Below are 24,232 nucleotides of genomic sequence, written 5' to 3'. Positions count from 1 at the left end.
GGGGTCTCCTTTGGTTGATCCGGGCACCGCCCGCCGGGACGGTGTCAGGGTCCGTGATGTTCGTTACGCTGTCAAGACGATTGGGTTCCATCCCGACCGCCAGGACCGCGCTATTTTCAGGGCAGCAATGGTCCCCAGGCAGGGTCGGAACCACTGAGAGGCGTGGGGATGCGGCGTTCGTTCACGCCGGTCAGGTCGACCTGCCACACCTGGCTCGTCCCCTGCTTGCCGGGCGACGTGCGGAAGAATTGCAGCACCCGGCCATTGGGCGACCAGGTCGGCTGTTCGTCCTGCCAGCCATTGGTCAAGATCCGCTCATTGTCGCCATTGGGCGTCATCACCGCGATCTTGAAATCGCCAGCCATCTTGGTGAAGGCGATAAGGTCGCCGCGTGGCGACCATTCGGGCGTCGCATAGCGGCCGCCGCCATGGCTGATCCGGCGCTGGTTGGAGCCATCGGCGTTCATGACATAGATTTGCTGGCCGCCCGACCGGTCGCTTTCGAACACGATCTGGCTGCCGTCGGGCGAATAGCTGCCGCCCACGTCGATGCCCGGCGAAGTGGTCAGGCGGACGGGGGTGCCGCCGCTGGCGGGTACGCGATAAATGTCGGTATTGCCGGCAATCGCCATCGAAAAGAGGATGTTGCGCCCGTCCGGCGACCAGCGCGGGGCGAAGGTCGGGTTGTTGCTTTCGGTCACCAGCCGCTGCTGGCCCGCGCCAATGTCGTAGATATAGAGGCGCACCCGGCTGCCCAGATAGCTGACATAGAGGATGGATTTATAATCGGGCGAGAAGCGCGGGGTGAGCGCCATCGACTGCCCATTGGTGATGAAGCGATGGTTCGCGCCGTCGCTGTCCATGATGGCGAGCCGCTTGACCCGCGCGCCCTTCGGCCCGCTTTCGGCGATATAGGCGATGCGGCTGTCGAAGAAGGGGCTTTCGCCCGACAGGCGCGCATAGATGGCGTCGGCGCATTTATGCGCGGCGCGGCGCCAGTCGCGCGGGGCGACGACATAGCCCTGACGGGTCAGTTCCTGCTTGAGCGCCACGTCATAGAGGTAGCAGCCCACGGTGATGTCGGCTTCCCCGCCGCTGGTGCGGACGAACCCCTGTACCAGCGCCTGATAGGCGCCCCATTTGTCGAATTGCGGAAAGGTGACTTCGGCAAAGGGGATTTGCGGCAGGCCAGCGGGGCCGGACGGATCGAACAGGCCCGAGCCTTTCAGGTCCGAGGCGATGACTTCGGCGATCTTGCGGCCAAGTTCGGTGGCCGACCCGGCTGGCGTGTCGACCTCCTGCTGGGCTGGCATGGGGGGGACGGCGACCTTCACATTGCTGTCAATCTCGCCGGTCACATCGACCGAGAGCTGGGCCATGGCAGGCAGGGCGGTGAGGGCGAGTAACGCGGCGGTCGCCACGCTCAGGCGGCGCAAAAGGGAGGGTTTCATCGGTTCAGCCTCGCGTCAAAGCGGAGTGGCCGGAGCCATTTCCATTGGTCGTAAAATTCGGGCGGCATGTTGCGGAAGGGGGAGGCAAGCTTGACCGCCTGAATCGCCCGTTCGGCATGGAGTTTGGCCTGGGGCCGGTTGCTGGCGGTGACGCCAAGCTGGTCGATCACCTCCGGCGTGCCGATCACCGCGCCGCTCTTGTCGAGCCGCACCTCAAGCAGGGTGACGAGCCGGTCCGCGTCCGCGCCCGACGGCGGGCGCCAGTGCGGTTTCAACTGACGGCGCAGTTCGGCGTCGAGCGCGGCCTTCTGCGCCGGGCCCATCGCGGTGGCGGGGGCTGGCGCGGGTGGTTTGCGCGGCGCGTCGGCGCTGGTGTCTATGCCCTTGAGGAAATCATCGCCCAGCAGCGATCCCTTGGGCTTGTCCGCCTTGCCCTGGCCCGATGCGCGAGCGGGCGTCTTGGCCGCAGGCTTGGTCGATGCCTTGGCGGCGGGCTTGGATGGCGCTGTGGCCTTGGGCTTTTCGGGCGCTGGTTTTTTTGGGGGCGCGGGCTTTTCCGGCGCTGGCTTGGGTTTGGGCGCGGCCTTGGCCACTTCCTTCTTGGGCGGGGCGGGCTTGGGCTTTGCCGGCGCGGCTTTGGGCTGCGGCTTGGGGGGCGCAGGCGTGGGTTTCGGCTGGGGTTTCGGCGGGACCGGCACCGGTTCGGGCGCGGGTTCTGGTTCCGGCGCGGGGGCGGCGTCCTGCGTCGGTCCCTGTTCGGGCGCGACGCTGGGCGGGGGCGGTTCGGCCGACAATTTGGGCGCGGTCGATTGCAGCGCGACCTCATCCACCATGGAGACTTCCATCGGCGGGGTCTTGAGCTTCAACGGGTTGGGGGTGGCCAGGAAGCCGACCGACAGCAGCCCGAACAGCAGGACATGCCCCGCTGTCGCGACGCCAAGGCCGATTTTCTCCGTGCGCTCCATCGCTGTCTATTCCGTCCCGTCGCTGGCCGTGTCATCGGGCGAGGAAACCAGCGACACCTTGTTCAGGCCAGCCCGGTTGAGTTCAGCCATCACCCGCATGACCCGGCCATAGTCCAGCCCCTTGTCGGCGCGCAGGAAGATTTGCGGCGCGTCCGCCTTGCCCGCATTGGCCGCGACGATCTCCGCCAGGCGATCGGGCAGATCAGCGTCGCTTACCGCATCTTCATCGACATAGGTCGCGCCGTCGCGATCGATCGACACGACGGTGGGCTTGGCGTCCTGATCCAGCCCCTTGGCACGGGTTTCGGGCAGGTTGACCGGCACGCCGGTCACGAGCAGCGGCGCTGTGACCATGAAGATGATCAGCAGCACCAGCATGACGTCGACCAGCGGCGTGACGTTGATGTCCGCCATCGGTGCGCGGCCACGGCCACGGCGGCTGGAGGGAGGGCCGGACATGGCCATTAGCGGGTGCTCCCCTTCACCATCATGCCAGCCATCTCAGGCGTTGGCGCGCAAACGCACGAGACCCCAGCCTTCGCTGGGGTGACGGTGTGTGTGGGGTGCATCACCGCTGCGCCTCCAGTTCGCGGCTGAGGGTGGCGTAGAAGCCGTCGGCAAAGCGGGTCAGGCGCGATTCCATGCGGTTGATGCCATGGCTGAAGCGGTTATAGGCGATGACCGCCGGGATCGCCGCGAACAGGCCGATCGCGGTGGCGAACAGCGCTTCGGCAATGCCCGGCGCGACCACCGCGAGCGAGCTATTCTGTTCCGCCGCGATCGCGGTGAAGGCGCGCATGATGCCCCAGACGGTGCCGAACAGGCCGACGAAGGGCGCGACCGATCCGACCGTCGCCAATATGTTGAGCCGGTCGGACAGCCGGTCAACCTCCGCCGCGATCGTGCTGGACATGGTCGTCGCCAGCCGGTCGCGCGTGCCGTCGCGGTCGATCACCTTCTGCGCGGTCGATCGACGCCATTCGGTGACGCCGGCGGCCATCACCTTGGCCGCGGGATAGTCCGCCTTGCCGCGCGCTTCGTAGAAGCGGTCAATATCCTCCGCCTTCCAGAAATCCTGCTCGAAACTCTTGCTATGCTTGCTGGCGCGGCGGAGCGTCACGGAAAAGCCGATGATGATCGCCCAGGTCCAGATGCTGGCCAGCAACAGGCCCAGCATCACGCCCTTCACGACGATGTCGGCCTGAAGAAACAGGGCTAGCGGGGAAATGGTCGCGGCGTCGGCCACCGCGGCGACGTCTGGCAGGTTGAGGGTCATGGGTGGAAATCTTCCCCTTGGCAAAGGCGGCTGAAAATATCGGTCCAGGCTTTGGGTTGCCGTTGCGGGCGACCCTGCGGCGTCAACCAGGCGACCGATATGGTAGCGTCGGTCAACTGTTCTTCGGCGCGCATGACTGATTGATGAATGGCGCAGGTCGCCGCGCCCACCTGCACCACCCGGCTGACGACCATCAGGTCATCGTCCAGGCGCGCGGGGCGGCGGTAGCGGATCGTGAGGTCGGTGACGGCATAGACGCCCGTGCCACTGTCATGCGCGGCGCGCTGGTCGATGCCGGCGGCACGCAGCATGTCGGACCGGGCGCGCTCCATATAGCGCAGATAATTGGCGTGATAGACCAGGCCCGACAGGTCGGTATCCTCAAAATAGATGCGCAGCGGGAAGTGATGCACGGCAGCGACAAAGCGTCCGGTCGCCGGCATGGGCATCTGGTCTGAAACGGGCATGGGCGGCTTTTAACCGTGGCGCACCGTTCAGGCAAAGGCGGAAACGTCTGTTTCTCGCGCTGGTAGCGCATTTTGTCGCCTGTGCTTTTTGGCGCGCGCACGCCTCTGGTCCCCGGACGGCACGAAGGCTAGGGAGTGGGCGCGAGTCAGAATGTGGGAGAAGGCCAGGATGACGGATATTCAAACGGTAGGTGTGATCGGCGCAGGGCAGATGGGCGCGGGGATCGCGCAGGTTGCGGCGCAGGCGGGGTATGAGGTGATCCTGTCGGACGTCGACCTGCCGCGCGCGCAAAAGGGCCGCGACGGCATCATTCGCCTGCTCGCCAAAGGCGTGGAGAAGGGCAAGATCGCCCAGAGCGACGCGGATGAGGCGATCGCGCGGATCACCCCGGTGGGCGAAATCGCGCCGCTGGCGGACGCGCAGCTGGTGATCGAGGCGGCGACCGAGCGTGAGGAGATCAAGCGCGCGATCTTCACCAATGTCGGGCCGCTGCTGGCCGCTGACGCGATCCTGGCGACCAACACATCGTCCATTCCCATCACCCGCCTGGCGCAGGCCGCGCCGGATGCGGGGCGCTTTGTCGGCGTGCATTTCTTCAACCCCGTGCCGGTGATGGTGCTGGTAGAGGTCATTCGCGGCCTGGCCACCACGCCCGAAACGGTCGCGGCGGTCGAGGGCTTTGCGGGCCGGATCGGCAAGACGGTGGTGCAGGCGTTCGATGCGCCGGGCTTCGTCGTCAACCGCATATTGCTGCCGATGCTGAACGAGGCGGTGTTCGTGTTGGGCGAGGGCGTGGGCAGCGTGGTCGACATCGACATGGGGTGCAAGCTGGGCCTCAATCATCCCATGGGTCCGCTGACGCTATTGGATTTCGTCGGGCTGGATACGGCGCTGGAAATCCTCAACGTGTTCCTGAGCACGACGGGCGATCCCAAATATCGCCCGGCGCCGCTGCTGGTCAAATATGTCGAAGCGGGCTGGTATGGCCGCAAGACCGGGCGGGGATTTTACGACTATTCGGGCGCGGAGCCTGTGCCGACGCGGTGAGGGGCGTGAGGAAGGCAGTGCTATAGTCGGGCTGCCTTCCTCAGGGCATCGTCTTCCATTTCTCCGTCATCCTGACGAAAGTCAGGATCCATTCGGCGCTCCTGTTGCGTGACGATCCGGCCTAGCGTCGAATGGATTCCAGCTTTCGCTGGGATGACGACGGTGGAGGGGGCGGGGAGGTTATCCCGCGCCCAGTCCATGTTTTTTCATGCAGTGGCGTAGCTGGTCGTAGGTCAGGCCCAGCCCCTTGGCAGTGGCGCGCTGGTTGTAGCGGTGGCGGTCTAGCGCGGCGCGGATGATGGCGGCTTCGTGCGCGTCGACGGCAGCTTTCAGGTCGCTGATGGTTTCGATGGCGGGGGCTGGCGCTGGCGCGGGGGTGCTGTCGCCCGATGGCGCGGACGCGCCGGGCATCAGTGGCTTGGGCTTCCAGGGGGAGGCGAAGGGGTCGAAGGTCAGGCGGTCGATCGGCTTGCCCGGTTCGTCCCAGCGATAGACGGCCCGTTCCACCACATTGCGCAGTTCGCGGACATTGCCAGGCCAGCCATAGGCTTCGAGTTGCGCGGCACAGACGGGGGAAAAGCCGGGCCATTGCGGCCAGTTGAGTTCGGCGGCCATGCGCCGCCCGAAATGGTCGGCCAGCACCGGAATATCGCCTTCCCGTGCGCGCAGCGGTGGCAGGGTGATGACTTCGAAACTCAGCCGATCGAGCAGGTCGGGGCGGAAGCGCCCGGCATCGGCGGCGGCGGGCAGATCATCATTGGTCGCCGCCACGATCCGCACGTCCACCCGCAGCGGTTTCGACGCGCCGATCCGGGTCACTTCGCCATATTCGATCACGCGCAGCAGTCTTTCCTGCGCCGCCATTGAAAGCGTACCCAATTCGTCCAGAAACAGCGTGCCGCCATCGGCTTCCTCGAACCGGCCGGGCCGGGCGCGGTTCGCGCCGGTGAACGCGCCCTGTTCATGGCCGAACAGTTCGGCTTCTATAAGGGTTTCGGGCAGGGCGGCGCAGTTCATGACGATCAGCGGCTCGCCCCAGCGCGGGGAGAGGTGATGGAGCCGCTCGGCAATCAGTTCCTTGCCGGTCCCGCGCTCGCCGATCACCAGCACCGGGCGGTTGAGTTCGGCTGCGCGGCCCGCCAGTTCGACCGCGTCGAGAAAGGCGAAGGACTGGCCGACAAATTGGGTGTTTTTCTCCATGTCCCAACTTATGGTGAAATTTCCCACCTTTTGGCAAGGAATATTCTGGCACGGGCCTGGGAAAGGGCAGAAAAATGGCGCAAATCCGCGCTTTTCCGAAATTGGCACGCCCCCTGCAAAGCTACAGGCAATCCGCACAGACACAAGCGGAACGTCACGAAGGCCAAGGTTCAGGGAGTTATATCATGGAAAAGAACAACAACAGCATTCGCGAAATCGGCCAGCTGATGTCGGTCGCCGTCGCTGCGCTGCTGTTCGGATCGACCCTGATCCTGTCAGCGGTCGGCCCGGCCCGCGCCAGCGAAGCGCCGGCGTCCGCCAGTCAGGCGGCCCCCATGGCCCTGTGCTATCTGGCCTAAGGTCGCCGCCCCCAAAGCATAAGATAAGGAGTGAAGTTCAGATGGGTATTTTTTCCCGCACCCGCGACATCATCGCCGCCAACGTCACCGACCTGCTCGACAAGGCCGAAGACCCGGCGAAGATGATCCGCATGATCATCCTCGAAATGGAGGAAACCCTGGTCGAGGTGCGCGCGTCCGCCGCCCGCACGATCGCCGACCAGAAGGAAATGCGCCGCCACATCGCCAAGCTGACTGCCCTGCAGGACAGCTGGACCGAGAAGGCGCAGCTGGCCTTGTCCAAGGATCGCGAGGATCTGGCCAAGGCGGCCCTGGTCGAACGCCAGAAGGCGACCGACATGGCCGAGCATCTGGCCCATGAGATCGAAACCCTGGACGAGGCGCTGAAAGCGGCCGAAGAGGATATTTCCAAGCTGCAGGGCAAGCTGCGCGAAGCCCGCGCCCGCCAGAACAGCCTGGTCACCCGGATGCAGAGCGCGGAAAACCGCCTGCGGGTGCGCGAAGCCTATGCCGGCGAGAAGGTGAACGAGGCGTTTGCACGCTTCGACATGCTCGAAAGCCGGGTCGATCTGGCCGAAGGCCGCGCCGATGCGATGGCGCTGGGCGGCACGCCCAAGACGCTGGAGGAAGAGATTGCCGAGCTGAAGTCCGCCGACAAGGTGGATGCCGATCTGGCTGCGCTCAAGGCGTCCATGAACAAGGGAGCCTGATATCATGGAGGACATATTCCTGCCCATCATGATCTGCGGCATGTTGTTCATCGGCATGCCGTGGCTGATCTTCCACTATGTCACCAAATGGAAGCAGGCGCCCAAGATCACCGACGAGGATGAGAAGCTGCTGGATGAACTCCACCTTCTCGCCCGCCGCCTGGAAGAAAGGCTGATGACGGTCGAACGGATCGTCGCCGCCGACAACCCCGATTTCCGTCCGCGCCGCCCGGCACCCGATGCCGACCTGGGCGACGACGATTACAGCTTCGACCGGAGGAACTGAGATGACCGCCCGCCGCACCAAATTCTACCTCAACAAGGCCAATGGCAAATGGTCGGGCGTGTGCGCTGGCATCGCCGACTATAGCGGGATCGACGTCGTCTGGGTCCGTGTCGGCGCGGTGCTGATCACCCTGATGGGGGCTTTCCCCTGGACGCTGATCGCCTATTTCGCCGCCGTCTATTTCGCCGATGACAAGCCCAAGGGCCTCTATTCGGACCGGGATGACGAGAAATTCTGGCAGGGCGTGCGGACCAATCCGACCCGCTCCACCCGCGATGTCCGGTCCAAGTTCCGCGACATCGACCGCCGCCTGGCTGACATCGAAATCTACTATACCAGCCGCAACACGCGCCTGGCGGACGAGATCGACAGCCTGCGCTGAGCAGATCCGGGGCAGAATAACAGGGAGTTAAACCCATGAATTTCGGTGGACCTTTCTTTGTCCTGGCGATCATCGCCATGTCGACCCTGGGCTGGATGTTCACCACCTGGGTCCGTGCCCGCCACGGTTATCCGGTGGAAAATGAATGGACCGGCACCGTTGATCGAACGGACGGCGACGCTGGTCGAAAAATCGCCCTGTTGTCGGGTGAAAACGAAAAGCTGATGGGCCGCATCAGCCGCCTGGAGGAACGCATTGCCGTGCTGGAACGGATCGCCACCGATCCGGCCATCCGCACCGCGCGCGAAATCGAGGGGCTGCGCTGAGCGCGGTGCAAGGGAGTAGAGATCATGTTTCCATTTGCAGATTTCGCGCCGGTCGTCTTTGCCGTCGGATCGCTGGCGATCGTCGGCTGGGTGTTCACGACCTGGCTGCGCGTCAAGAACGGCTATCCGCTCGACGGCGCATGGGGGCAGGCGGTCTATCCGCAGAAGAATGAGGAAATGGTCGAGCGGGTGAAGCTGCTCAGCCAGGAAAATGCCCAGCTGCGCGCCGAAATCGGATCGATGAAGGATCGGCTGGCCGTGGTCGAGCGGATCGTCACCGACGAAAGCCACCAGCTCAATCGCGAAATCGAACGGCTGCGCAGCCCGGCCAACTGAGCGCGCGGTCAAAGGGAGAAATCATCATGAACCCGTTTGAAATGGTCGTCGCCATCATTGCGATCACCGCCATCGCCAGCGTCCTGCGCGCCAAATATGGCGTCGTGCGCCGGCACAAGGGCGAAGAATTCATCGCCCGCGGGCCGGACCCGGAAGCCGAACGGCTGCGTGCCGAGGTGAAGGCGCTGAAAGACCGCGTCGCGGTGCTGGAGCGTCTGGCGACCGATGGCACCAGCGCACTGGAACGCGAATTCGAGAAATTGCGGGACCGCGATTGAACGCGGCCCAAAGCCCAGGGAGGCTATCATGCAGGACCCCGCTCTCTATCTGACGATTGCATTGGCCGGACTGGCCGGCCTTTCCATCGTGACCATGGCCACTTTGCGCGGCTGGAACGGCTGGCTGGAATTGAAGCGCGCGGAACTGGGGCATCGCGGCGAAGCGAGCGCGCCCCCGTCGGCCGCCGCGCGGATCGAGGTCGCCGACCTTAAGGAACGCATCCGCAAGCTGGAAGCGATCGCGGCGGGCGTGGATTTGTAAAAGTCCAAAAGGCAGGTTCCCCGCCGCGCAAATCCCCCTATATGGGCGGCCATGACCGATCCAAGCGCCCTGGCCGATATTTACGAAGAATATGAATTTCTGGACGCGGACGACCGCTATCGTCTGCTGATCGATCTGGGCCGGGCGCTCGAACCCATGCCCGACGCGCTCAAGACCGATGCGACGCTGGTGCGTGGCTGTTCGGCGGCAGTGTGGGTCTATCCCACCGTGCTGGACGATGGGAGGCTGCATTTCCTGGCCGACAGCAACGCCGCGATCACCAAGGGGATCATCGCGCTGGTGCTGCTGACCGTGCAGGACAAAAGTCCCGCCACGATCGGCGCTGCGGACATAGAGGGGGCGCTGGCCCCGTTCGACCTCAAAAATCAGCTGAGTTCCAACCGGACCCAGGGCATCCCCAACATGATCGCCCTGATCCGCGACACAGCGGCGCGGTACAGCGCTTAAAGGGAAACCTGCATCAAGTTGCGGCGTTGAATGTCCCGACAAGGAGATTCAGTCATGCGCCATTTCATCGCCATTACAGCCATTGGGCTGCTCGCGGCCTGTTCGTCGGGCGACAAGGGGCCGACCCAGCGGGACACGATCGGCCAGACGTGGAAATATGAGGCCGGGTCGGGCGGCAAGCCCAAGCTGGCCTATATCGGCAGCGCCAATGCGGTGCCGACGATGACGGCGGCGGACACGTTCGCGGTCATGCTGGTCCAGCCGATGGACAATGGCGAAAAGTCGGTGACGGTGAAGCTGGTCGGCGCGCCGTTCCAGTGCGACCTGTCCGATTGCGCCGTAACCGCGACGGCCGATGGCGGCCGGCCGCTGCGCTGGAAGGGGCGGATGACCGACGCCAAGGACGGGATCGAGATATTGCCGTCGCAAAACGCCTATGAGGCGATCGCCAAGGCGCAGACGGTATCGGTCAATCTGGTGACCGGGCCGAAGGATCAGAGCGCGCCCTTTGCCTTCAACGTCGCCGGGCTGGATTTGAAGGGGTGATGCAACGACGGTTGCCCATTCACTCCTGCAATGACACGCCGGGGCTGCGCGGGTCGGCTGCGCCGATCCAGTGGCCATCGGGCGCGCGTTCGGCGGCGTTGGCTTTCAGGCCAAGGCGCGAGACGGTGACGCGGTGGCCCAGCTTCTCCAGCGGCGCCTGCATCGTTTCCAGCCCGGTGCCCTGTTCCAGCACCAGCCCGTCGCCGTTGAAGAAGATGAGGCCCATCGCGATCGAATCCTGCGCCGACATGCCCCAGTCGAAATGGGCGATCAGCGCCTTGGCCACCTGCATGATGATGGTCTTGCCGCCCGCCGCGCCGACGGTGAAGATGGGCGTCCCCTTGGCATCATAGACGATGGTGGGCGACATGGAGGAAAGGGGCCGCTTGCCCGGCCCCACGGCGTTGGCGACCGGCGCGCCATCCTTTTCCGGCGTGAAGCTGAAATCGGTCAGTTCATTGTTGAGGATGACGCCGTTGGCGACCAGCTGGCTGCCGAAAAAGCTTTCGATGGTGGATGTCCAGGCGGCGATGTCGCCATTGCGGTCGACCGCGACGAAATGGCTGGTGCCGCTTTCGGGCTGGGGCAGCGACGCGGTGCGCGGCTGCGCGCCGGGCGGGGTGCCAGGCTGATAGTCATTGAGCGCCTTGTTGAGGCGGATGCGGGCGGAGCGTTGCTTGAGATAGGTCGGGTCGATCAGGCCGCTGATCGGCACGGCGACGAAATCGGGATCGCCAAGCCAGGTGCCGCGATCGGCATAGGCCAGTTGCATCGCTTCGCCGATGACGTGCCAGGAGCGCGGATCATCCTTGCCCCAAGCGCTAAGCGGAAAGCGCTCCACCATGCCCAATATCTGGAGCACGGTAATGCCGCCGCCCGATGCCGGTCCCATGCCGCACACGGTATAGACGCGATATGTCCCGCAGACCGGCTTGCGCGGCTTGGCCTGATAGGCGGCGATGTCCGCTTCGGTCATCGGCACCGGGTTTTTGGGGGCGTTGGTGACCGCCTGCGCCATCAGCCGGGCATTGTCGCCGGTGTAGAAGGCGTCCGGCCCCTCCGCCGCGATCCGTTTGAACAGCGCGGCGAGCGGCGGATTTTTGAGGATCGTGCCCATCGGCGCGGGCTTGCCGTCGATCCAGAAATATTTCTGGATTTCGGGGAAGTCGGCCCAGACCCCCGCCACCGCCTTCATCGCCGTGTCGAGCCGCTGGCGTACCTCAAATCCCTCCTCCGCCGCGCGGATCGCGGGCTGGAACAGGTCGGCCCAGGGCAGCTTGCCCCATTTCCTGTGGGCGTCCCACGCCAGACGCAGATTGCCCGGCACGCCGACGGAATAGCCGCCGGGCCAGGCGTTGCGGAAGGACAACGGCTTGCCATCGGCGCCCATGAAGCGGTCGGGCCGGGCGGCGGCGGGCGCGGTTTCGCGACCGTCGATCGATTCCAGCACGCCGCTCTGCCCGTCATGATGCATCAGGAAACCGCCGCCGCCGATGCCGCTATTATGCGGTTCGACGACATTGAGCGTCAGCATCATCGCGATGGCCGCGTCCGTCGCGCTGCCGCCCTTGCGCAATATCTCCTGCCCGGCGGCAGCGGCGCGCGGATCGGCGGCGGAGACGGTGGCGTTGGTCGATACCGGCTCGCGCGCCATGGCGGGCAACGGCAGGGTGGCGATAAGGGCGATGGGGGCCAGCAGGCCGAGCGGGCGGAATTTCATGCCCGCTACCCTACGCATTGCGTTGCCTGCCGCAACCCTTTGACGATGCCAATAGCGGGCAGGCGGACTGCGCTTTATGACAATCCTGCCTTTGCACGGGAGGCGACACCCCTCCACCATTCGCTTCGCGAACGGTCCCTACCCCCTTGCAGGGGAGGATTTTGCGGGACTGCATTGCCACAAAAAAGGCCGCGCAGTTTGCACCGCGCGGCCTTTTCGATTCGATCGGACAAGCGGACGTTTCAGTCCTTCTTGGTCGCCTGATAGCGGGCAATGGCTTCCAGCGTGATCTGCCGGGCGTCCTCAGCGCCGCCCCAGGTGCCGATCCGCACCCATTTGGTCTTTTCCAAGTCCTTGTAATGGGTGAAGAAATGTTCGATCTGTTCCATCACGATGCCGGGCAGGTCATCCTTTTCGCCCACGTCGGCATAATAAGGGAAGGTCTTGTTGTCCGGCACGCAGACCAGCTTTTCGTCGCCGCCCGCTTCATCTTCCAGGTTCAGCACCGCGATCGGGCGTGCGCGGACGACCGAACCGGGGACGAAGGGCGAGCGCGCGATGACGAGTGCGTCCAGAGGATCGCCATCGGGCGACAGCGTGTGCGGCACGAAGCCGTAATTGGCCGGATAGCGCATCGGCGTGTGCAGGATGCGATCCACGAACAGCGCGCCCGACGCCTTGTCGAACTCATATTTCACCGGTTCGCCGCCGACCGGAACTTCGATGATGACATTCAGGCTGTTGGGCGGATCATCGCCAACCGGAATCAGTTCGATATTCATGGATACGCCTTTTGTTGCACTTGGCTTCGGGGTGTTTATGTTTTCGGTTTGAGCAGCTTGTCGAGGCTGCCCTCACCCTCTCCTGTCTTTTCGAGGCGCGGATAGCGCAGCCCGCCCGAATAATCGAGTGACAAAGTGCGGTAATATTTGTCCTTCTTTAGGATGATCTGGAACGGCGCCTTGGCCTTGATCGCCGCCTTGAACACGTCGCCCGAATATTCATCGCCATTGACTGCCACGATCTTGGCGCCGACCAGCAGGCCCGCCTTGAATGCCGGGCTGTCCCAGATGACGCTGCTGATTTCGCCGTCATTCTTGACGATCAGGCCGATGCCATAGCTTTGGTCGACAATCTTGTTCGCGCCTTCGGCCGCTTTGGTAATGGCATTGGGGGTGTCGCCATAGACCAGCTTGTACCCGCCCATGGTGAAGCCGCCCTTGGGCGTTTCGCGCGTCGGACTGTCCACATAGGTCTGGAAGAAACCGGCCCAGTCATAGGGCGCGATGCCGTTCAGCGTGTTGATGACATCCTGCCGGTTATAGACAAGTTCGCCCCAGTCGCCCGGCTTCACGCCGAAAAAGGCCTTGGCGAAATCGTCCAGCCCCTTGGCGCCCCTGGTCTGCTTGCGGATGATCGCGTCGGCCTCCAGCCAGATCATCAGCCCTTCATTATAATAGTCCTCCGACCGCTGCCAGCTGACCCAGCCCTTGGGCCGGCGGGCGGAAATGATGGGATCATGCGTCGTATCCTCCATCGGCCGCCATTGCCGACCGACCGTGGTGTCCAGCCTGGCCGCGATCTGGGCATAGGCGTCGAGCGTTTCCTGCTTGGTGAACAGGCCCGACCGCGCGCCCAGCACATAGCCCCAGAATTGCGTCTGCCCTTCATAGACCCACAGCAGATTGTCCTGCATCGGCGTGCGGAAATCGGGGGTCCATAGCAGGTCGGGGCGGCGGAACTTGCCGTCCCAGCTATGGGTGAATTCATGGGGCAGCAGGTTGCGGTCCAGCAACGCCTCGCCATCGCTCCATTTCTTGAAATAGCCCGGTTCGACCTGATTTTCCGAGCTGCGATGATGCTCCAGGCCAATGCCGCCCATTTCGTCGGTGATGGCGAGCAGGAAATCATAATGGTCGAAATGATAGCTGCCGAACAGCGCGCCCGCTTCGTCCACTAGCCTTTTGTGCTTGGCGATCTGTTCCGGGGTATAGACCAGTTCGTCGGCATCATCGGCCACGATGTTGAGCGTGACATTGTTTCCCAGATCCACCGCCTTGAAATGCTCGCCGGCAAAGACGGGCGAATCCTGCAACGCTTCATAGTCGATCACGTCATAGGCGACGGTATCGCCGGTCCGCTTGCCCCGCAGCGCGGTCGCGGCCTGCCAGCCGGCGGGATAGGTGACGGTCGCCTGCACCGGGATCTGGCGGGTATAATAGCCCGCCGGATAGAGCGAGACCGCTTCCCACTGGATATTCTGCATCTTGGGCGTCACGACGACGCGGCCCTGATTGCCCGCGGTCGCGGACAGGAACTGGAACTGGGCGACGACCTGTTTCGTCCCCTGCGGTACGTCGATGACGAAGCCGTAGACGTTCAGCGGATCGCGCTTCCAGCTGAGCGGCTTGCCATCGGCGGTGAAGGTCAGGCCGTTCAGCTTTTCCAGCTGGCCGCGCGGGGCGTGATTGCCCGGCAACCATTCGGGCATCAGCAGCGTCATCGGCCCGCTGGTCGCGACCGGGATCGTCTCCCTCACGCGGAAGATGCGCTGGGTCGTGTCGCTGGCGTCAACCTCCAGCTTGATGGTGCCGCCGGGATAGGGAATGTCCTTTGGCGCGGGGGTTGCGTCGTTGACCGGCAGGGCGGTGGGTTTGGACCGGATCGCTTCCTGGGCGGCTAGCGGGCTGGCGATCGCCAGGGAAATGCCCGTTGTCAGGCAAAGGGCGGCAGCAAGGCTGCGGATCATGAACGTCTCCGAAAATACAGGCTGGGCCGGACGGCCCTCATGCCGTCACAATGGCCTTGTCTCTTGGCCTCGTCCACCCCTTGCGCTGACCCAAATATTCATTTCACCCGGCCTGAAATGAAGCTAAAGGCCCGGCATATGGCGAAAATCGAAACCCCGCGCCCGGTTCGCGGCACGCAAGACATGTTGGGCGGCACAGCAGAAGCGTTTGCGGAACGCTTTGCGCATGTGGTCGCAACCTTTGACCGGGTGCGCAAACTTTACGGCTTTCAGCGGGTAGAGGTGCCGGTATTCGAATCCACCGCCGTATTCGCCCGGTCGCTGGGCGAATCCACCGATGTCGTGTCGAAGGAAATGTACACGTTCGAGGATCGCGGCGGCGATTCCATCACGCTGCGCCCGGAATTTACCGCCGGGATCAGCCGCGCCTATATTACCGAGGGCTGGCAGCAATATGCGCCGCTCAAGGTGGCGACGCATGGCCCGCTGTTCCGCTACGAACGGCCGCAAAAGGGCCGCTTCCGCCAGTTTCACCAGCTCGACGCTGAAATCATCGGCGCGGCCGAGCCGGGCGCGGACGTCGAATTGCTGGTGTTCGCGGACCAGTTGCTCAAGGAACTGGGCATTGACGACGGCGTGACGCTGACGCTCAACACGCTGGGCGACGCGGCCAGCCGCGAAGCCTGGCGCGCCGCGCTGATCGCGCATTTCGAGGCGCATCGCGGGGACTTGTCGGAGGATAGCGTCGATCGGCTGGCGAAGAATCCGCTGCGCATCCTCGACAGCAAAGACCCGCGCGACCGCCCCGTCGCCGACAGCGCGCCCGACATCGACGCCTATCTGACCGACGAGGCGCGTAGCTTTTTCGAGAAGGTGACGAGCGGCCTGGATGCGGCGGGCGTCGCATGGGAACGCAATGCCCGGCTGGTCCGCGGCCTCGATTATTATCGCCACACCGCGTTCGAGTTCGTCACCGACCGGCTGGGCGCGCAAGGCACGGTGATGGGTGGCGGACGCTATGACGGGCTGATCGAGAATCTGGGCGGCCCGGCGACGCCTGCGGTCGGCTGGGCAGCGGGGATCGAGCGGCTGGCGATGCTGGTGGATGCGCCGGAGGTGGAGAAGCCGACCGTCGCCATCATCCCGATGGGCGAAGCCGCCGAAGCGAGGGCCACCGGCATCATTGCCGATCTGCGTCGCGCCGGTATCGCCTGCGACATGGGCTTTCGCGGCAATATGAAAAAGCGGATGCAGCGTGCCAATGCTTCAGGCGCGCTGTTTGCTGCTATTTTGGGCGATGATGAAATCGCCAAAGGGGTCATGGCGCTCAAAAATCTGCGGTCGGGTGAACAGCAGGAAGTGCCACTGGCTTCTCCTTATGACTTGTTGAAGATGCTGGTGGTTGGCGAAGGCATGGCTCGAAATCCAGCGCTGCTGGAAGGCGCAAAGGCAATGGTCGACTGATGCCGACCCACGCCCATCGCGCCACTCCATTCCCGTTCGCCCTGAGCCTGTCGAAGGGCCGTCGTTCTGCCGCGCGCAGGGCAGGGCAGGGCTTCGACAGGCTCAGCCCGAACGGTTTGGGGGTGGGTGCCTAATGCACATCTCCGCCGAACGCATTGCGCAGATCGAGGCGCGCCGGGATGAGGTGCAGGCGTCGATGACGCGGGCCGATCTGCCCGCCGACGCGTTTGTGCGCCTGTCCAAGGAATATGCCGAGATCGAGCCGGTGGCCCGCGCCGCGCATGAAGTGCGGCGTTTGCGGCAGGAACTGGCTGCGCTCGATTATATGACGGGGGGCGCGGATGCGGACGCGGACCCGCTGATGCGCGAAATGGCGCAGGAGGAGATGCAGATCCTCAAGAGCCAGCTGCCCGCCGCCGAACGGGCGCTGGCGCTGCAATTGCTGCCCCGCGATTCGGCCGATGCGCGCCCGGCCATGCTGGAAATCCGCGCCGGGACTGGCGGGGACGAGGCGGCGTTGTTCGCGGGCGACCTGTTCCGCATGTATCAGCGCTATGCCGATTCGGTCGGCTGGAAGATGGAGCTGATGTCCGCCAACCCCTCCGAAGCGGGCGGGTATAAGGAAGTCGTCGCGTCCGTCACCGGCACCGGCGTGTTTGCGAAACTGAAGTTTGAAAGCGGCGTCCACCGCGTCCAGCGCGTGCCCGTCACCGAAAGCGGCGGGCGCATCCACACATCGGCGGCGACCGTTGCGGTGCTGCCGGAGCCGGAGGAGGTCGACGTCCAGATCGCCGACAGCGACCTGAAGATCGACATATATCGCGCGTCGGGCGCTGGCGGCCAGCACGTCAACACCACCGATTCGGCGGTCCGCATCACCCATTTGCCCAGCGGTCTGGTCGTGATCCAGCAGGACGAACGGTCCCAGCACAAGAATAAGGCCAAGGCGATGCAGGTGCTGCGCGCGCGCCTCTACGAAGCCGAACGCGAACGCACCCAGAGCGAGCAGGCCGGGGCGCGCAAGGCGATGGTGGGATCGGGCGACCGTTCCGAACGCATCCGCACCTATAATTTCCCGCAAGGGCGCGTCACCGACCATCGCATCAACCTGACGCTGCATCGCCTGCCGGAGATATTGGAAGGGCCGGGGCTGGCCGAAGTGATCGACGCGCTGATTGCGGAGGATGAAGCCGCCCGGCTGGCGCAACTGGATGGGATCGGTTGAGCGGCATCGCAGGGGACGGGGGCATGGCCGACGCCCTGCGCGCCGCCACTGCCCGGATCAGCGCCGCCAGCGATACCCCGCGCCTGGACGCGGAATTGCTGATGGCCCATGCGCTGGGGCTTTCCCGCAACGCGTTGCTGCTGCGCCAGCGCGACCTGCGCGTCCCGCCCGGCTTTGCGGCGCTGACGGATCGCCGCGTCGCGGGGGAGCCGGTCGCCTATATTACGGGCTTTCGCGATTTCTGGACGATCAGCCTGGCCGTCACCCCCGACGTCCTTATCCCGCGCCCGGACAGCGAAACGCTGATCGAGGCGGCGGTCGCCCATTTCACGGCGCGCGCGCCGCGATCCATCCTCGACCTTGGCACAGGCTCCGGCGCGTTGCTGCTGGCGGCGCTAAGCGAATGGCCCGATGCTCACGGGCTGGGCGTCGACGCTTCGCCCGGCGCGCTGGCGGTGGCGCAAGGCAATGCGGAACGGCTGGGGCTGGCGGGCCGCGCGACCTTCCGCCCCGGCGACTGGGCGCAGGGCATTGACGGGCGCTTCGACCTGATCCTGATCAACCCGCCCTATATCGCGCGCAGCGTCGCGCTGGCGGGCGATGTGCTGCATGAGCCGGACAGCGCGCTGTTCGCGGGGGTTGAGGGGCTGGACGACTATCGCCGGATCGTGCCCGACCTGCCCCGCCTGATCGCGCCGGACGGCATGGCCGCGATCGAGATCGGCTATGATCAGAAGGATGCGGTTTCCGCGCTGCTGGGCGATGCGGGGCTGGCCGTCCGGGCGCTGCAAGACCTTGCCGGGCATGATCGTTGTCTGGTCGCAACCATGTCCAAAGGGACAGGCGCAATGCAATTAACGCCGTGACAAGCGGAAATTGCTTGGTTTCTTCAGCGAAAGTCTCTACATCGACAGCAGGGATGGCACTATATCGTGATATGGTTAGTTTAGGCCATTGATAGAAAAAGCCATTTTCTACGCTCCTGACAGTCATGACGGCGCTGCTGCCCGGCGCCGCTGGCATCTTGAGGCACTGGCCCTTTGAACCGGCCATGCCCTGCGGAGCCGTATCCGGCCTGATGTGCGGGCCGTGCTTGGGGATGGCGACGGAACAGAGTTTTCAGCCAATATGATGACAGCGAACGCAAGGATCATGTCTTGATCAACAACCGGCAGGCCGGTCGCCGCAATCGCGGCCGGAACAATAATAACAATGGACGTCCCAATAATGGTGGCAATCGCGGCGGGGGCGATAGCGGTAACCGCATCGACAACCGCGCGCGGGGCAATGCGGCCCAGCTTCTTGAGAAATACAAGAATATGGCGCGCGATGCCCAGATGGCGGGCGACCGGGTGAATGCGGAATATTATCTGCAATTTGCCGACCATTATTTCCGCGTCCTGGCCGACAATCGCGCCCGGCAGGAAGAGCAGCAGGCCAATCAGCCGCAGCGTCACCGCCGCCCGGACGAGAATTTCGACGAGGATGGCGACGATTTCGACGGCGTCGCTGACGGTGTCGACGAATTCCGCACCGATTCTGCCTCCTATGATCGCACCCCGCGCGAACAGCCCGACCGGGGCCAGCGGGACTATAATGACCGCGCGTCGCGCGATCAGGACCGTGCCCCGCGCGACAATGACCGCGCCGCGCGCGATCAGGGCGATCGTCCGCAGCGCGACCAGAATCGCCGTCAGGACGAATCACGCGATAGTCGCGAGGATCGTGGTCGCGACGATCGTGGCCGTGAAGATCGCGGCCCGCGCCGTGACCGTCCGCGTCGCGACCGTCCCGTCTTTGCCGAAGCGCAGCCGCAGGTCGAACAGCCCGCGCCTGCTCCTGTCGCAGCGCCGGTCGTAGAGGCTGCACCCGTCCAGCAGGCACCCGCGCCGCAGAGCGAAGAAGCGCCCCGTCCGCGCCGTGGCCGTCCGCGCAAGGTCGTCGAACCGGCAGCCGCCGAAGCGACCGAGGGTCTGGACATGGCGATCCTGCCGCCCTCGATCGCGCGGGCCGACAATGACAGCGAAGCCAGCGAGGAGGCGCCCAAGAAGCGCACCCGCCGCCCCCGCGCCACGACGACGCAGGCGGCCGAATAAGCCGCATCGCCGCATCCGGCATGAAAAAGGGGACGACGCCAAGCGCGCCGTCCCCTTTTTCATGCCCGCTTCCCAAGTCGGGCCGCTTGCGGCACAAGGCAACGACATTGTTGGGAGAGACCTGGCCCCATGACCGCCCTTCGCCTGTTCGTGCCGCTTTTATGTGCCCTCCCCATTGCTGCGCTGGCGCAGGACGCCGCCGATCCGACCGGGGCTTCGGCCCAGGGTGATGTTGCGGTCACCATCTATAATGGCGGCCAGTCGCTGGTGCAGGATGACCGGCAACTGGCGATGACGCAGGGGCGCAACCGCATCGAATTTCCCGATGTGTCCGCGCGCATCCGGCCTGAGACCGTCACCCTGTCTGGGCCGGGCATCGCGATCGTCGAACAGAATTTCGACTATGATCTGCTGTCGCCCGACAAGCTGATGGACAAGGCCGTCGGGCAGGAGGTGACGCTGGTGCGCACCAATCCGGCGACCGGCGCGGAAACGCGCGAGCGGGCCAAGATACTCGCGGCTAATGGCGGCATCGTCCTGCAGATCGGCGCGCGGATCGAGGTGCTGCGTGACGATGGCCTGCCGGTGCGGGTGATATTCGATCGGGTGCCGCCCAATTTGCGCGCCAAGCCGACCCTGTCGGTCACGGTCGATGCGGCGCGCGGTGGCACGGTGCCGACCCGCTTGTCCTACCTGACCCCCAATATGGGCTGGACCGCCGACTATGTCGCGCTGTTCGACGCCGCCAAGGGCGCGATGGACATGCAGGGCTGGGTCACGCTGACCAACAATACCGGCACGACCTTCAACAATGCGCGGACCATCCTGGTCGCGGGCAATCCCGCCAATGGAGGCGGTCGCCGCAACTGGTGGCAATCGGGCAGCGGCGCGATCGACCAGGCGGGAACGGAAAGCGGCCCGCGCGAGCGGCTGGGCGACTATTATCTCTATCCGCTGGAGCGCCGCACGACGATCGCCAATGCGCAGCAGAAACAGGTGAGTTTTCTGGACGTGAAGGGCGCACCGGCGCGGGCGACCTATGAATATCTCAACCCCTGGCTCGGCAGTTCAGCCGAACCGCGGAGTGCGTCGAGCGTGCTGAAATTCTCGACATCCAAACAGGGCGGGCTTGGCGATCAACTGCCCGCGGGCACGATCCGCGTCTATATGCGCGACGCGCGCGGCGATCCGCAATTCATCGGCGAAAACAGCATCGACCATACGCCGATGGGATCGTCGATGGCGCTGCGCACGGGCGAGGCGTTCGACGTCAAGGTCCGGCCAACGGTCGAACAGCGCATGAAAAAGGGCGGATCGCGCTGGGAAACACGGATGCGCTATACGCTGACCAACGCCCGGCCCGAAGCAATCACGATCGATCTGGCGCAGGACGGGCTGTGGGGCGACACCCGCGTCACCGCGCAGAGCGTGGAAGGGCGGCGCGTGTCGGCCGACCGGATGGAATGGAGCGTGCCTGTCCCAGCCAACGGGTCGATCGACCTGACCGTCACGTTCGAATCGCGCTACTGAAGCGGGTCGTAGTGCGGCTTTTGCGATATTGGGCGCCTGTTCCCGCCTTCGCGGGTTGGCTTTTGACGCTGTCTCTTTGTGCCATTGCTCCATCGGTGCAGGCCGATACCGTCATTTCCACCCGGATCGATGCCGTGTCGGTCACCGTCTATCGCGCGCCGGACCGCGCGGCTGGCGCGATCGATCGTGACTGGCCGGGCGGCTATGCACTGGTCACCGAAACCCGCACGGTCGATCTGCCGCAGGGCGAATCGGTCGTCCGGTTCGAAGGGGTGGCCGAAGGGCTGATGCCCGAAACCGCCATCCTGACCGGCATGCCGCGCGGCGTGCGGGAGAAGAATCGCGATGCGCGGCTGCTGTCGCCCGCAGGGTTGGTCGACGCCTATCTCAAGCGCCGCGTCACGCTGCGCCGCACCGACCGCGCCACCGGCAAGGTGACCGAGCAGGACGCGATACTGAGCGCCGGGCCGACCGGCGGTGTGATCGTCCACACAGAGCAGGGCTATGAAGCGCTGGGGTGCAGCGGCCTGCCCGAAAGGATGCTCTACCCACAGGCACCCAAGGATCTGTCGCCGCGTCCGACGCTGTCGGTGATTGCGACCAGTGATCGGGCGACCCGCGCGACGTTGCAACTCACCTATCTGGCCGAGGGGTTCGACTGGTCCGCTTCCTATGTCGCCGACATGCAGGGGGATGGCAGCAGGCTGGACCTGATGGCTTGGTTGACGGTCGCCAATGGCGGCGTCACCGGCTTTGCCGACGCCCAGCTCAACGTCATCGCCGGACAGCCCCATCGCCAGCCACGCGGGGATCAGCCACGGCCCACCGGCGGCCCGCTGCGCCTGACCTGCTGGCCGATGGACATTACCAGCACCCATCCGCGCTGGAACCTGTTTCCTGTCGAGATGCCCCCGGCAATGATGGCGGACGGCGCGCAGGAGATCATGGTGACGGCGCAGCGCGCGACCGGAGCGGTCCTTTCGCCGATGGCTGTTGCCGCTCCGCCGCCGCCCGCGCCGGTCGTGGCGGAACAGGAGGATCTGGGCGATCTGAAATTCTACCGCGTGCCCGTGTCCGTGACGGTCGCCGCCAGCAGCCAGAAGCAGGTCGCGCTGCTGCGCCAGCCCGGCGTCAAGGTCGAGCGCCTTTACGCCGCGACGGTCAGCGGGGCATCGGGCGCGGGCGAATCCCGGCCGATGACGCTGCGGTTGCGGCTACAGAATCGCAAGGATGATGGTCTTGGCCTGCCCATGCCGTCAGGGCGCGTCGCGGTTTTCGAGCAGGTGGGCGATATGCGCCTGCTGGCCGGGGAGGCGGACATTGGCGACAAGGCGGAAGGTGAACGGATCGACTATGACCTCGCTGAAAGCGCGGACGTCCGCATTGCGGTGCGGCCAATGGGGTCGACGCGCGAGCGCCCGGACTGGACGATCGCGCTCAGCAACGCCCGGCCATTCGACGTGATCGCCGAAGTCACCATCCCGCACGACATAGAGCCCCGCCCGAAGGACATGGAGCGGCGCGGCAATGCATGGATCTGGCGAGTCACAGTCCCCGCCAATGGCAAGGCCGACCTTACCTATACGCGGCGTTTGCCGCGCTGAGCTTTCAGGCGTCGGGCAGGGGCCGGGGCCGGTGATTTTCGTCCAGCGCGACGAAGGTGAACAGCCCGCTGGTCAGGTCCACCTGCTCCTCCTGCGGTCCGCGAACCGCCACCACGTCGATGCGGATGGCGACCGACGTGCGGCCCCGCCGCTCTTCATGGGCGTAGACCGACACGACATCCCCCAGCAATATGGGGGTGATGAACTTCATGCTTTCGATCGCGACGGTCGCAACCGCGCCCTGCGCGATCCGATGGGCGATGATGCCGCCCGCAATGTCCATCTGGCTGAGTACCCAGCCGCCGAAAATATGGCCATTGGCGTTGATGTCCGCCAGCCGCGGCATCACGCGCAACACGACATCACCGCGCGTCTTGGTCATGCTCTGGCACCTCATCCTTGATCCGGTCGATTACCTGTTCATCATGCCCGGTGCCGCTGGACAGGAAAACCAGCGCCATCAGGCCGGTTCCCAGCATGAAGGTCAACCATACGCCCAAAATCGTGGCGATGACCATGTGGATCGGCATCGGCCCGGCCCATAGCCGCAGGAAGATGAGCGAAGCCGCCACGCAGGCCGCGCCCCCCGCGGCCATCCACAGCATGATGCGGCGAAACCGCGTCCATGCGGCTGCGGCAATTTGTGGATCGTCGAGGGCTTGTTTGCGTGTCATCTCTTTTCTTTGGCTTACGAAAATGTGATCATCAAGCATTGAGACATAATGTCCAGGAAAGGAGAGCGGTCATGACCATCGCGGCGATATTGGAGGGCAAGGGGCGTGACGTCATCCAGGTGCGATCGACCGACAGCGTGCTGTCCGTCGTGACGCTGCTGGCGGAACAGCGGATCGGTTGCGTGCCGGTGGTGGATGACGGGCAGGTAGTCGGGATATTTTCCGAGCGCGACCTGGTCTATCGCGTCGCGACCGAAGGCGCGGCGGCGCTGGAGCGTCCCGTTGCGGAAGTGATGACCGCCCCTGCCATCACCATTGACGACGACACGCCGGTCATGGCGGGCCTGTCGCTGATGACCAAGCGGCGCATCCGCCACCTGCCGGTCGTCGTCGGCGGCGAATTGATCGGGCTGATTTCGATCGGCGATCTCGTCAAGTTCCGCATCGACCGGATCGAGGCGGAAGCGGCCGCTCTGCGCGACTATATCCAGACCGCCTGAAAGACGGGCTCGACACGCGCTTTTGCGCGCCTGTCGGGCCACATTCTCAGGCGGGCGCCTGAACCGGCGACGCGCGGCGAATCACCAGCGCGACCAGTTCCATCAGCGTGCCCCGCGCGCACAGCATCAGCGCGGCGAGGAAGGCTATGCCCCCGGTCGGCACCAGCACGGCAAGCCGCACCGGCGCAGCCAGCGGCGGCAGGATGCGATCGACCGCCAGCACGACGCCCGCCATCAGGATCGCGCAGCCCAGCCCCGGCGCAGCGGCCCGCACCAGATCGATCAGGCGCAGGCCCATCGGCGCCCCGGC

The 24,232-nt window shown here is 64.9% G+C and carries 30 protein-coding genes (1 of these 30 cut by a window edge); 18 read left to right on the top strand and 12 right to left on the bottom strand.

Going from position 1 to position 24,232, the window contains the following annotated elements; translation table 11 throughout:
• Nucleotides 1–116: 116 nt before the first annotated feature.
• The 5 genes from tolB to CJD35_RS04710 all read right to left on the bottom strand — a co-directional run bounded on the left by tolB (nucleotide 117) and on the right by CJD35_RS04710 (nucleotide 4,159).
• A complete protein-coding gene (tolB, locus tag CJD35_RS04730; protein WP_026002362.1) occupies nucleotides 117–1,451 on the bottom strand; it encodes a Tol-Pal system beta propeller repeat protein TolB in 1,335 nt (444 codons plus the stop codon).
• The gene (locus CJD35_RS04725; RefSeq protein ID WP_017182967.1) at nucleotides 1,448–2,416 is read right to left on the bottom strand and encodes a cell envelope integrity/translocation protein TolA; all 969 of its coding nucleotides are present in this window, start codon (nucleotides 2,414–2,416) and stop codon (nucleotides 1,448–1,450) included. The genes tolB and CJD35_RS04725 overlap by 4 nt, the downstream gene beginning before the upstream one ends.
• A gap of 6 nt (nucleotides 2,417–2,422) precedes the next feature.
• Nucleotides 2,423–2,881 carry a protein TolR gene (gene tolR / locus CJD35_RS04720; RefSeq protein WP_017182968.1) on the bottom strand — a complete coding sequence of 153 codons (459 nt, stop codon included), beginning with the start codon at nucleotides 2,879–2,881 and terminating at the stop codon, nucleotides 2,423–2,425.
• Between the two features lie 103 nt (nucleotides 2,882–2,984).
• Nucleotides 2,985–3,692, bottom strand: coding sequence for a protein TolQ (gene tolQ, locus CJD35_RS04715; protein WP_017182969.1), 708 nt, complete (start codon nucleotides 3,690–3,692; stop codon nucleotides 2,985–2,987).
• The gene (locus CJD35_RS04710; RefSeq protein ID WP_019053468.1) at nucleotides 3,689–4,159 is read right to left on the bottom strand and encodes a YbgC/FadM family acyl-CoA thioesterase; all 471 of its coding nucleotides are present in this window, start codon (nucleotides 4,157–4,159) and stop codon (nucleotides 3,689–3,691) included. Before CJD35_RS04710 ends, tolQ begins: the two co-directional genes overlap by 4 nt.
• A gap of 169 nt (nucleotides 4,160–4,328) precedes the next feature.
• On the opposite strand from CJD35_RS04710, the gene CJD35_RS04705 reads away from it, so the two are divergent.
• Nucleotides 4,329–5,207, top strand: coding sequence for a 3-hydroxyacyl-CoA dehydrogenase NAD-binding domain-containing protein (locus tag CJD35_RS04705; RefSeq protein WP_026002363.1), 879 nt, complete (start codon nucleotides 4,329–4,331; stop codon nucleotides 5,205–5,207).
• Nucleotides 5,208–5,387: 180 nt separating this feature from the next.
• Here CJD35_RS04705 and pspF read toward each other — a convergent pair whose 3' ends face one another.
• Complete coding sequence (pspF, locus tag CJD35_RS04700) at nucleotides 5,388–6,407, bottom strand: phage shock protein operon transcriptional activator (RefSeq protein ID WP_017182973.1); 1,020 nt, start codon at nucleotides 6,405–6,407, stop codon at nucleotides 5,388–5,390.
• A 185-nt stretch (nucleotides 6,408–6,592) separates the two neighbouring features.
• On the opposite strand from pspF, the gene CJD35_RS22675 reads away from it, so the two are divergent.
• Genes CJD35_RS22675 through CJD35_RS04655 form a run of 10 tightly spaced genes read left to right on the top strand, consistent with a single transcriptional unit; the run spans nucleotide 6,593 to nucleotide 10,360 of the window.
• The gene (locus CJD35_RS22675) at nucleotides 6,593–6,766 is read left to right on the top strand and encodes a hypothetical protein (protein ID WP_017182974.1); all 174 of its coding nucleotides are present in this window, start codon (nucleotides 6,593–6,595) and stop codon (nucleotides 6,764–6,766) included.
• Nucleotides 6,767–6,807: 41 nt separating this feature from the next.
• Nucleotides 6,808–7,476, top strand: a complete 669-nt coding sequence (pspA, locus tag CJD35_RS04695; RefSeq protein WP_017182975.1) for a phage shock protein PspA — start codon at nucleotides 6,808–6,810, stop codon at nucleotides 7,474–7,476.
• A gap of 4 nt (nucleotides 7,477–7,480) precedes the next feature.
• On the top strand, nucleotides 7,481–7,762 hold the full coding sequence (pspB, locus tag CJD35_RS04690; protein ID WP_017182976.1) for an envelope stress response membrane protein PspB: 282 nt from the start codon (nucleotides 7,481–7,483) through the stop codon (nucleotides 7,760–7,762).
• A 1-nt stretch (nucleotide 7,763) separates the two neighbouring features.
• The gene (gene pspC / locus CJD35_RS04685; protein ID WP_006953513.1) at nucleotides 7,764–8,144 is read left to right on the top strand and encodes an envelope stress response membrane protein PspC; all 381 of its coding nucleotides are present in this window, start codon (nucleotides 7,764–7,766) and stop codon (nucleotides 8,142–8,144) included.
• Nucleotides 8,145–8,179: 35 nt separating this feature from the next.
• Nucleotides 8,180–8,470, top strand: a complete 291-nt coding sequence (locus tag CJD35_RS04680; protein ID WP_017182978.1) for a hypothetical protein — start codon at nucleotides 8,180–8,182, stop codon at nucleotides 8,468–8,470.
• A 24-nt stretch (nucleotides 8,471–8,494) separates the two neighbouring features.
• Nucleotides 8,495–8,806, top strand: coding sequence for a hypothetical protein (locus CJD35_RS04675; RefSeq protein ID WP_017182979.1), 312 nt, complete (start codon nucleotides 8,495–8,497; stop codon nucleotides 8,804–8,806).
• Nucleotides 8,807–8,832: 26 nt separating this feature from the next.
• The gene (locus CJD35_RS04670) at nucleotides 8,833–9,084 is read left to right on the top strand and encodes a hypothetical protein (RefSeq protein ID WP_017182980.1); all 252 of its coding nucleotides are present in this window, start codon (nucleotides 8,833–8,835) and stop codon (nucleotides 9,082–9,084) included.
• Nucleotides 9,085–9,112: 28 nt separating this feature from the next.
• Nucleotides 9,113–9,346, top strand: a complete 234-nt coding sequence (locus CJD35_RS04665) for a hypothetical protein (RefSeq protein ID WP_017182981.1) — start codon at nucleotides 9,113–9,115, stop codon at nucleotides 9,344–9,346.
• A gap of 51 nt (nucleotides 9,347–9,397) precedes the next feature.
• Complete coding sequence (locus CJD35_RS04660; protein ID WP_017182982.1) at nucleotides 9,398–9,814, top strand: SufE family protein; 417 nt, start codon at nucleotides 9,398–9,400, stop codon at nucleotides 9,812–9,814.
• 54 nt (nucleotides 9,815–9,868) lie between these two features.
• Nucleotides 9,869–10,360: a hypothetical protein gene (locus CJD35_RS04655; protein ID WP_017182983.1), complete on the top strand. Its 492-nt coding sequence runs from the start codon at nucleotides 9,869–9,871 to the stop codon at nucleotides 10,358–10,360.
• 19 nt (nucleotides 10,361–10,379) lie between these two features.
• Here CJD35_RS04655 and ggt read toward each other — a convergent pair whose 3' ends face one another.
• The 3 genes from ggt to CJD35_RS04640 all read right to left on the bottom strand — a co-directional run bounded on the left by ggt (nucleotide 10,380) and on the right by CJD35_RS04640 (nucleotide 14,829).
• Complete coding sequence (ggt, locus tag CJD35_RS04650) at nucleotides 10,380–12,080, bottom strand: gamma-glutamyltransferase (protein ID WP_017182984.1); 1,701 nt, start codon at nucleotides 12,078–12,080, stop codon at nucleotides 10,380–10,382.
• Between the two features lie 242 nt (nucleotides 12,081–12,322).
• Complete coding sequence (gene ppa / locus CJD35_RS04645) at nucleotides 12,323–12,862, bottom strand: inorganic diphosphatase (protein WP_017182985.1); 540 nt, start codon at nucleotides 12,860–12,862, stop codon at nucleotides 12,323–12,325.
• 35 nt (nucleotides 12,863–12,897) lie between these two features.
• Nucleotides 12,898–14,829, bottom strand: coding sequence for a M61 family metallopeptidase (locus CJD35_RS04640; RefSeq protein WP_017182986.1), 1,932 nt, complete (start codon nucleotides 14,827–14,829; stop codon nucleotides 12,898–12,900).
• A 138-nt stretch (nucleotides 14,830–14,967) separates the two neighbouring features.
• On the opposite strand from CJD35_RS04640, the gene hisS reads away from it, so the two are divergent.
• The 6 genes from hisS (at nucleotide 14,968) to CJD35_RS04610 (ending at nucleotide 22,748) form a co-directional block, all read left to right on the top strand.
• Entirely contained in the window at nucleotides 14,968–16,293 is a 1,326-nt protein-coding gene (gene hisS / locus CJD35_RS04635) for a histidine--tRNA ligase (protein WP_095687181.1), read from the top strand.
• Between the two features lie 133 nt (nucleotides 16,294–16,426).
• Nucleotides 16,427–17,518, top strand: coding sequence for a peptide chain release factor 1 (prfA, locus tag CJD35_RS04630; RefSeq protein ID WP_017182988.1), 1,092 nt, complete (start codon nucleotides 16,427–16,429; stop codon nucleotides 17,516–17,518).
• 23 nt (nucleotides 17,519–17,541) lie between these two features.
• Nucleotides 17,542–18,384: a peptide chain release factor N(5)-glutamine methyltransferase gene (gene prmC, locus CJD35_RS04625; RefSeq protein ID WP_017182989.1), complete on the top strand. Its 843-nt coding sequence runs from the start codon at nucleotides 17,542–17,544 to the stop codon at nucleotides 18,382–18,384.
• A gap of 291 nt (nucleotides 18,385–18,675) precedes the next feature.
• On the top strand, nucleotides 18,676–19,614 hold the full coding sequence (locus CJD35_RS04620; RefSeq protein ID WP_017182990.1) for a DUF4167 domain-containing protein: 939 nt from the start codon (nucleotides 18,676–18,678) through the stop codon (nucleotides 19,612–19,614).
• 129 nt (nucleotides 19,615–19,743) lie between these two features.
• On the top strand, nucleotides 19,744–21,144 hold the full coding sequence (locus CJD35_RS04615; protein ID WP_017182991.1) for a DUF4139 domain-containing protein: 1,401 nt from the start codon (nucleotides 19,744–19,746) through the stop codon (nucleotides 21,142–21,144).
• Between the two features lie 95 nt (nucleotides 21,145–21,239).
• Entirely contained in the window at nucleotides 21,240–22,748 is a 1,509-nt protein-coding gene (locus CJD35_RS04610) for a DUF4139 domain-containing protein (RefSeq protein ID WP_017182992.1), read from the top strand.
• Between the two features lie 4 nt (nucleotides 22,749–22,752).
• Here CJD35_RS04610 and CJD35_RS04605 read toward each other — a convergent pair whose 3' ends face one another.
• Entirely contained in the window at nucleotides 22,753–23,130 is a 378-nt protein-coding gene (locus CJD35_RS04605; protein WP_017182993.1) for an acyl-CoA thioesterase, read from the bottom strand.
• Nucleotides 23,111–23,422 carry a hypothetical protein gene (locus tag CJD35_RS04600; RefSeq protein WP_017182994.1) on the bottom strand — a complete coding sequence of 104 codons (312 nt, stop codon included), beginning with the start codon at nucleotides 23,420–23,422 and terminating at the stop codon, nucleotides 23,111–23,113. The genes CJD35_RS04605 and CJD35_RS04600 overlap by 20 nt, the downstream gene beginning before the upstream one ends.
• A gap of 71 nt (nucleotides 23,423–23,493) precedes the next feature.
• On the opposite strand from CJD35_RS04600, the gene CJD35_RS04595 reads away from it, so the two are divergent.
• The gene (locus CJD35_RS04595; RefSeq protein WP_017182995.1) at nucleotides 23,494–23,922 is read left to right on the top strand and encodes a CBS domain-containing protein; all 429 of its coding nucleotides are present in this window, start codon (nucleotides 23,494–23,496) and stop codon (nucleotides 23,920–23,922) included.
• Nucleotides 23,923–23,968: 46 nt separating this feature from the next.
• Here CJD35_RS04595 and CJD35_RS04590 read toward each other — a convergent pair whose 3' ends face one another.
• On the bottom strand, nucleotides 23,969–24,232 hold the final stretch of the coding sequence (locus tag CJD35_RS04590; RefSeq protein WP_017182996.1) for a lipopolysaccharide biosynthesis protein. It continues 1,224 nt past the right edge of the window; only the last 264 of its 1,488 coding nucleotides appear in the window; its start codon lies off the right edge, out of view; the stop codon is at nucleotides 23,969–23,971.

This window comes from Sphingobium xenophagum (assembly GCF_002288285.1).
GTDB classification, from domain to species: domain Bacteria; phylum Pseudomonadota; class Alphaproteobacteria; order Sphingomonadales; family Sphingomonadaceae; genus Sphingobium; species Sphingobium xenophagum.
Note: the sequence above shows the minus strand (reverse complement) of the source record. Positions and strands in the feature narration are given on the sequence as shown.

What these genes read in the sequence shown, in the direction of transcription:
- CJD35_RS04615 (WP_017182991.1), top strand. Translation starts at nt 19,744, where the DNA reads ATGACCGCCCTTCGCCTGTTCGTGCCGCTTTTATGTGCCCTCCCCATT.
- CJD35_RS04595 (WP_017182995.1), top strand. Translation starts at nt 23,494, where the DNA reads ATGACCATCGCGGCGATATTGGAGGGCAAGGGGCGTGACGTCATCCAG.
- tolQ (WP_017182969.1), bottom strand. Translation starts at nt 3,692, where the DNA reads ATGACCCTCAACCTGCCAGACGTCGCCGCGGTGGCCGACGCCGCGACC.
- prmC (WP_017182989.1), top strand. Translation starts at nt 17,542, where the DNA reads ATGGCCGACGCCCTGCGCGCCGCCACTGCCCGGATCAGCGCCGCCAGC.
- CJD35_RS04655 (WP_017182983.1), top strand. Translation starts at nt 9,869, where the DNA reads ATGCGCCATTTCATCGCCATTACAGCCATTGGGCTGCTCGCGGCCTGT.
- CJD35_RS04725 (WP_017182967.1), bottom strand. Translation starts at nt 2,416, where the DNA reads ATGGAGCGCACGGAGAAAATCGGCCTTGGCGTCGCGACAGCGGGGCAT.
- pspB (WP_017182976.1), top strand. Translation starts at nt 7,481, where the DNA reads ATGGAGGACATATTCCTGCCCATCATGATCTGCGGCATGTTGTTCATC.
- CJD35_RS04600 (WP_017182994.1), bottom strand. Translation starts at nt 23,422, where the DNA reads ATGACACGCAAACAAGCCCTCGACGATCCACAAATTGCCGCAGCCGCA.
- CJD35_RS04675 (WP_017182979.1), top strand. Translation starts at nt 8,495, where the DNA reads ATGTTTCCATTTGCAGATTTCGCGCCGGTCGTCTTTGCCGTCGGATCG.
- pspF (WP_017182973.1), bottom strand. Translation starts at nt 6,407, where the DNA reads ATGGAGAAAAACACCCAATTTGTCGGCCAGTCCTTCGCCTTTCTCGAC.
- prfA (WP_017182988.1), top strand. Translation starts at nt 16,427, where the DNA reads ATGCACATCTCCGCCGAACGCATTGCGCAGATCGAGGCGCGCCGGGAT.
- CJD35_RS22675 (WP_017182974.1), top strand. Translation starts at nt 6,593, where the DNA reads ATGGAAAAGAACAACAACAGCATTCGCGAAATCGGCCAGCTGATGTCG.
- CJD35_RS04660 (WP_017182982.1), top strand. Translation starts at nt 9,398, where the DNA reads ATGACCGATCCAAGCGCCCTGGCCGATATTTACGAAGAATATGAATTT.
- hisS (WP_095687181.1), top strand. Translation starts at nt 14,968, where the DNA reads ATGGCGAAAATCGAAACCCCGCGCCCGGTTCGCGGCACGCAAGACATG.
- pspA (WP_017182975.1), top strand. Translation starts at nt 6,808, where the DNA reads ATGGGTATTTTTTCCCGCACCCGCGACATCATCGCCGCCAACGTCACC.
- CJD35_RS04670 (WP_017182980.1), top strand. Translation starts at nt 8,833, where the DNA reads ATGAACCCGTTTGAAATGGTCGTCGCCATCATTGCGATCACCGCCATC.
- tolR (WP_017182968.1), bottom strand. Translation starts at nt 2,881, where the DNA reads ATGGCCATGTCCGGCCCTCCCTCCAGCCGCCGTGGCCGTGGCCGCGCA.
- CJD35_RS04665 (WP_017182981.1), top strand. Translation starts at nt 9,113, where the DNA reads ATGCAGGACCCCGCTCTCTATCTGACGATTGCATTGGCCGGACTGGCC.
- CJD35_RS04680 (WP_017182978.1), top strand. Translation starts at nt 8,180, where the DNA reads ATGAATTTCGGTGGACCTTTCTTTGTCCTGGCGATCATCGCCATGTCG.
- CJD35_RS04640 (WP_017182986.1), bottom strand. Translation starts at nt 14,829, where the DNA reads ATGATCCGCAGCCTTGCTGCCGCCCTTTGCCTGACAACGGGCATTTCC.
- ggt (WP_017182984.1), bottom strand. Translation starts at nt 12,080, where the DNA reads ATGAAATTCCGCCCGCTCGGCCTGCTGGCCCCCATCGCCCTTATCGCC.
- tolB (WP_026002362.1), bottom strand. Translation starts at nt 1,451, where the DNA reads ATGAAACCCTCCCTTTTGCGCCGCCTGAGCGTGGCGACCGCCGCGTTA.
- CJD35_RS04605 (WP_017182993.1), bottom strand. Translation starts at nt 23,130, where the DNA reads ATGACCAAGACGCGCGGTGATGTCGTGTTGCGCGTGATGCCGCGGCTG.
- pspC (WP_006953513.1), top strand. Translation starts at nt 7,764, where the DNA reads ATGACCGCCCGCCGCACCAAATTCTACCTCAACAAGGCCAATGGCAAA.
- CJD35_RS04710 (WP_019053468.1), bottom strand. Translation starts at nt 4,159, where the DNA reads ATGCCCGTTTCAGACCAGATGCCCATGCCGGCGACCGGACGCTTTGTC.
- ppa (WP_017182985.1), bottom strand. Translation starts at nt 12,862, where the DNA reads ATGAATATCGAACTGATTCCGGTTGGCGATGATCCGCCCAACAGCCTG.
- CJD35_RS04705 (WP_026002363.1), top strand. Translation starts at nt 4,329, where the DNA reads ATGACGGATATTCAAACGGTAGGTGTGATCGGCGCAGGGCAGATGGGC.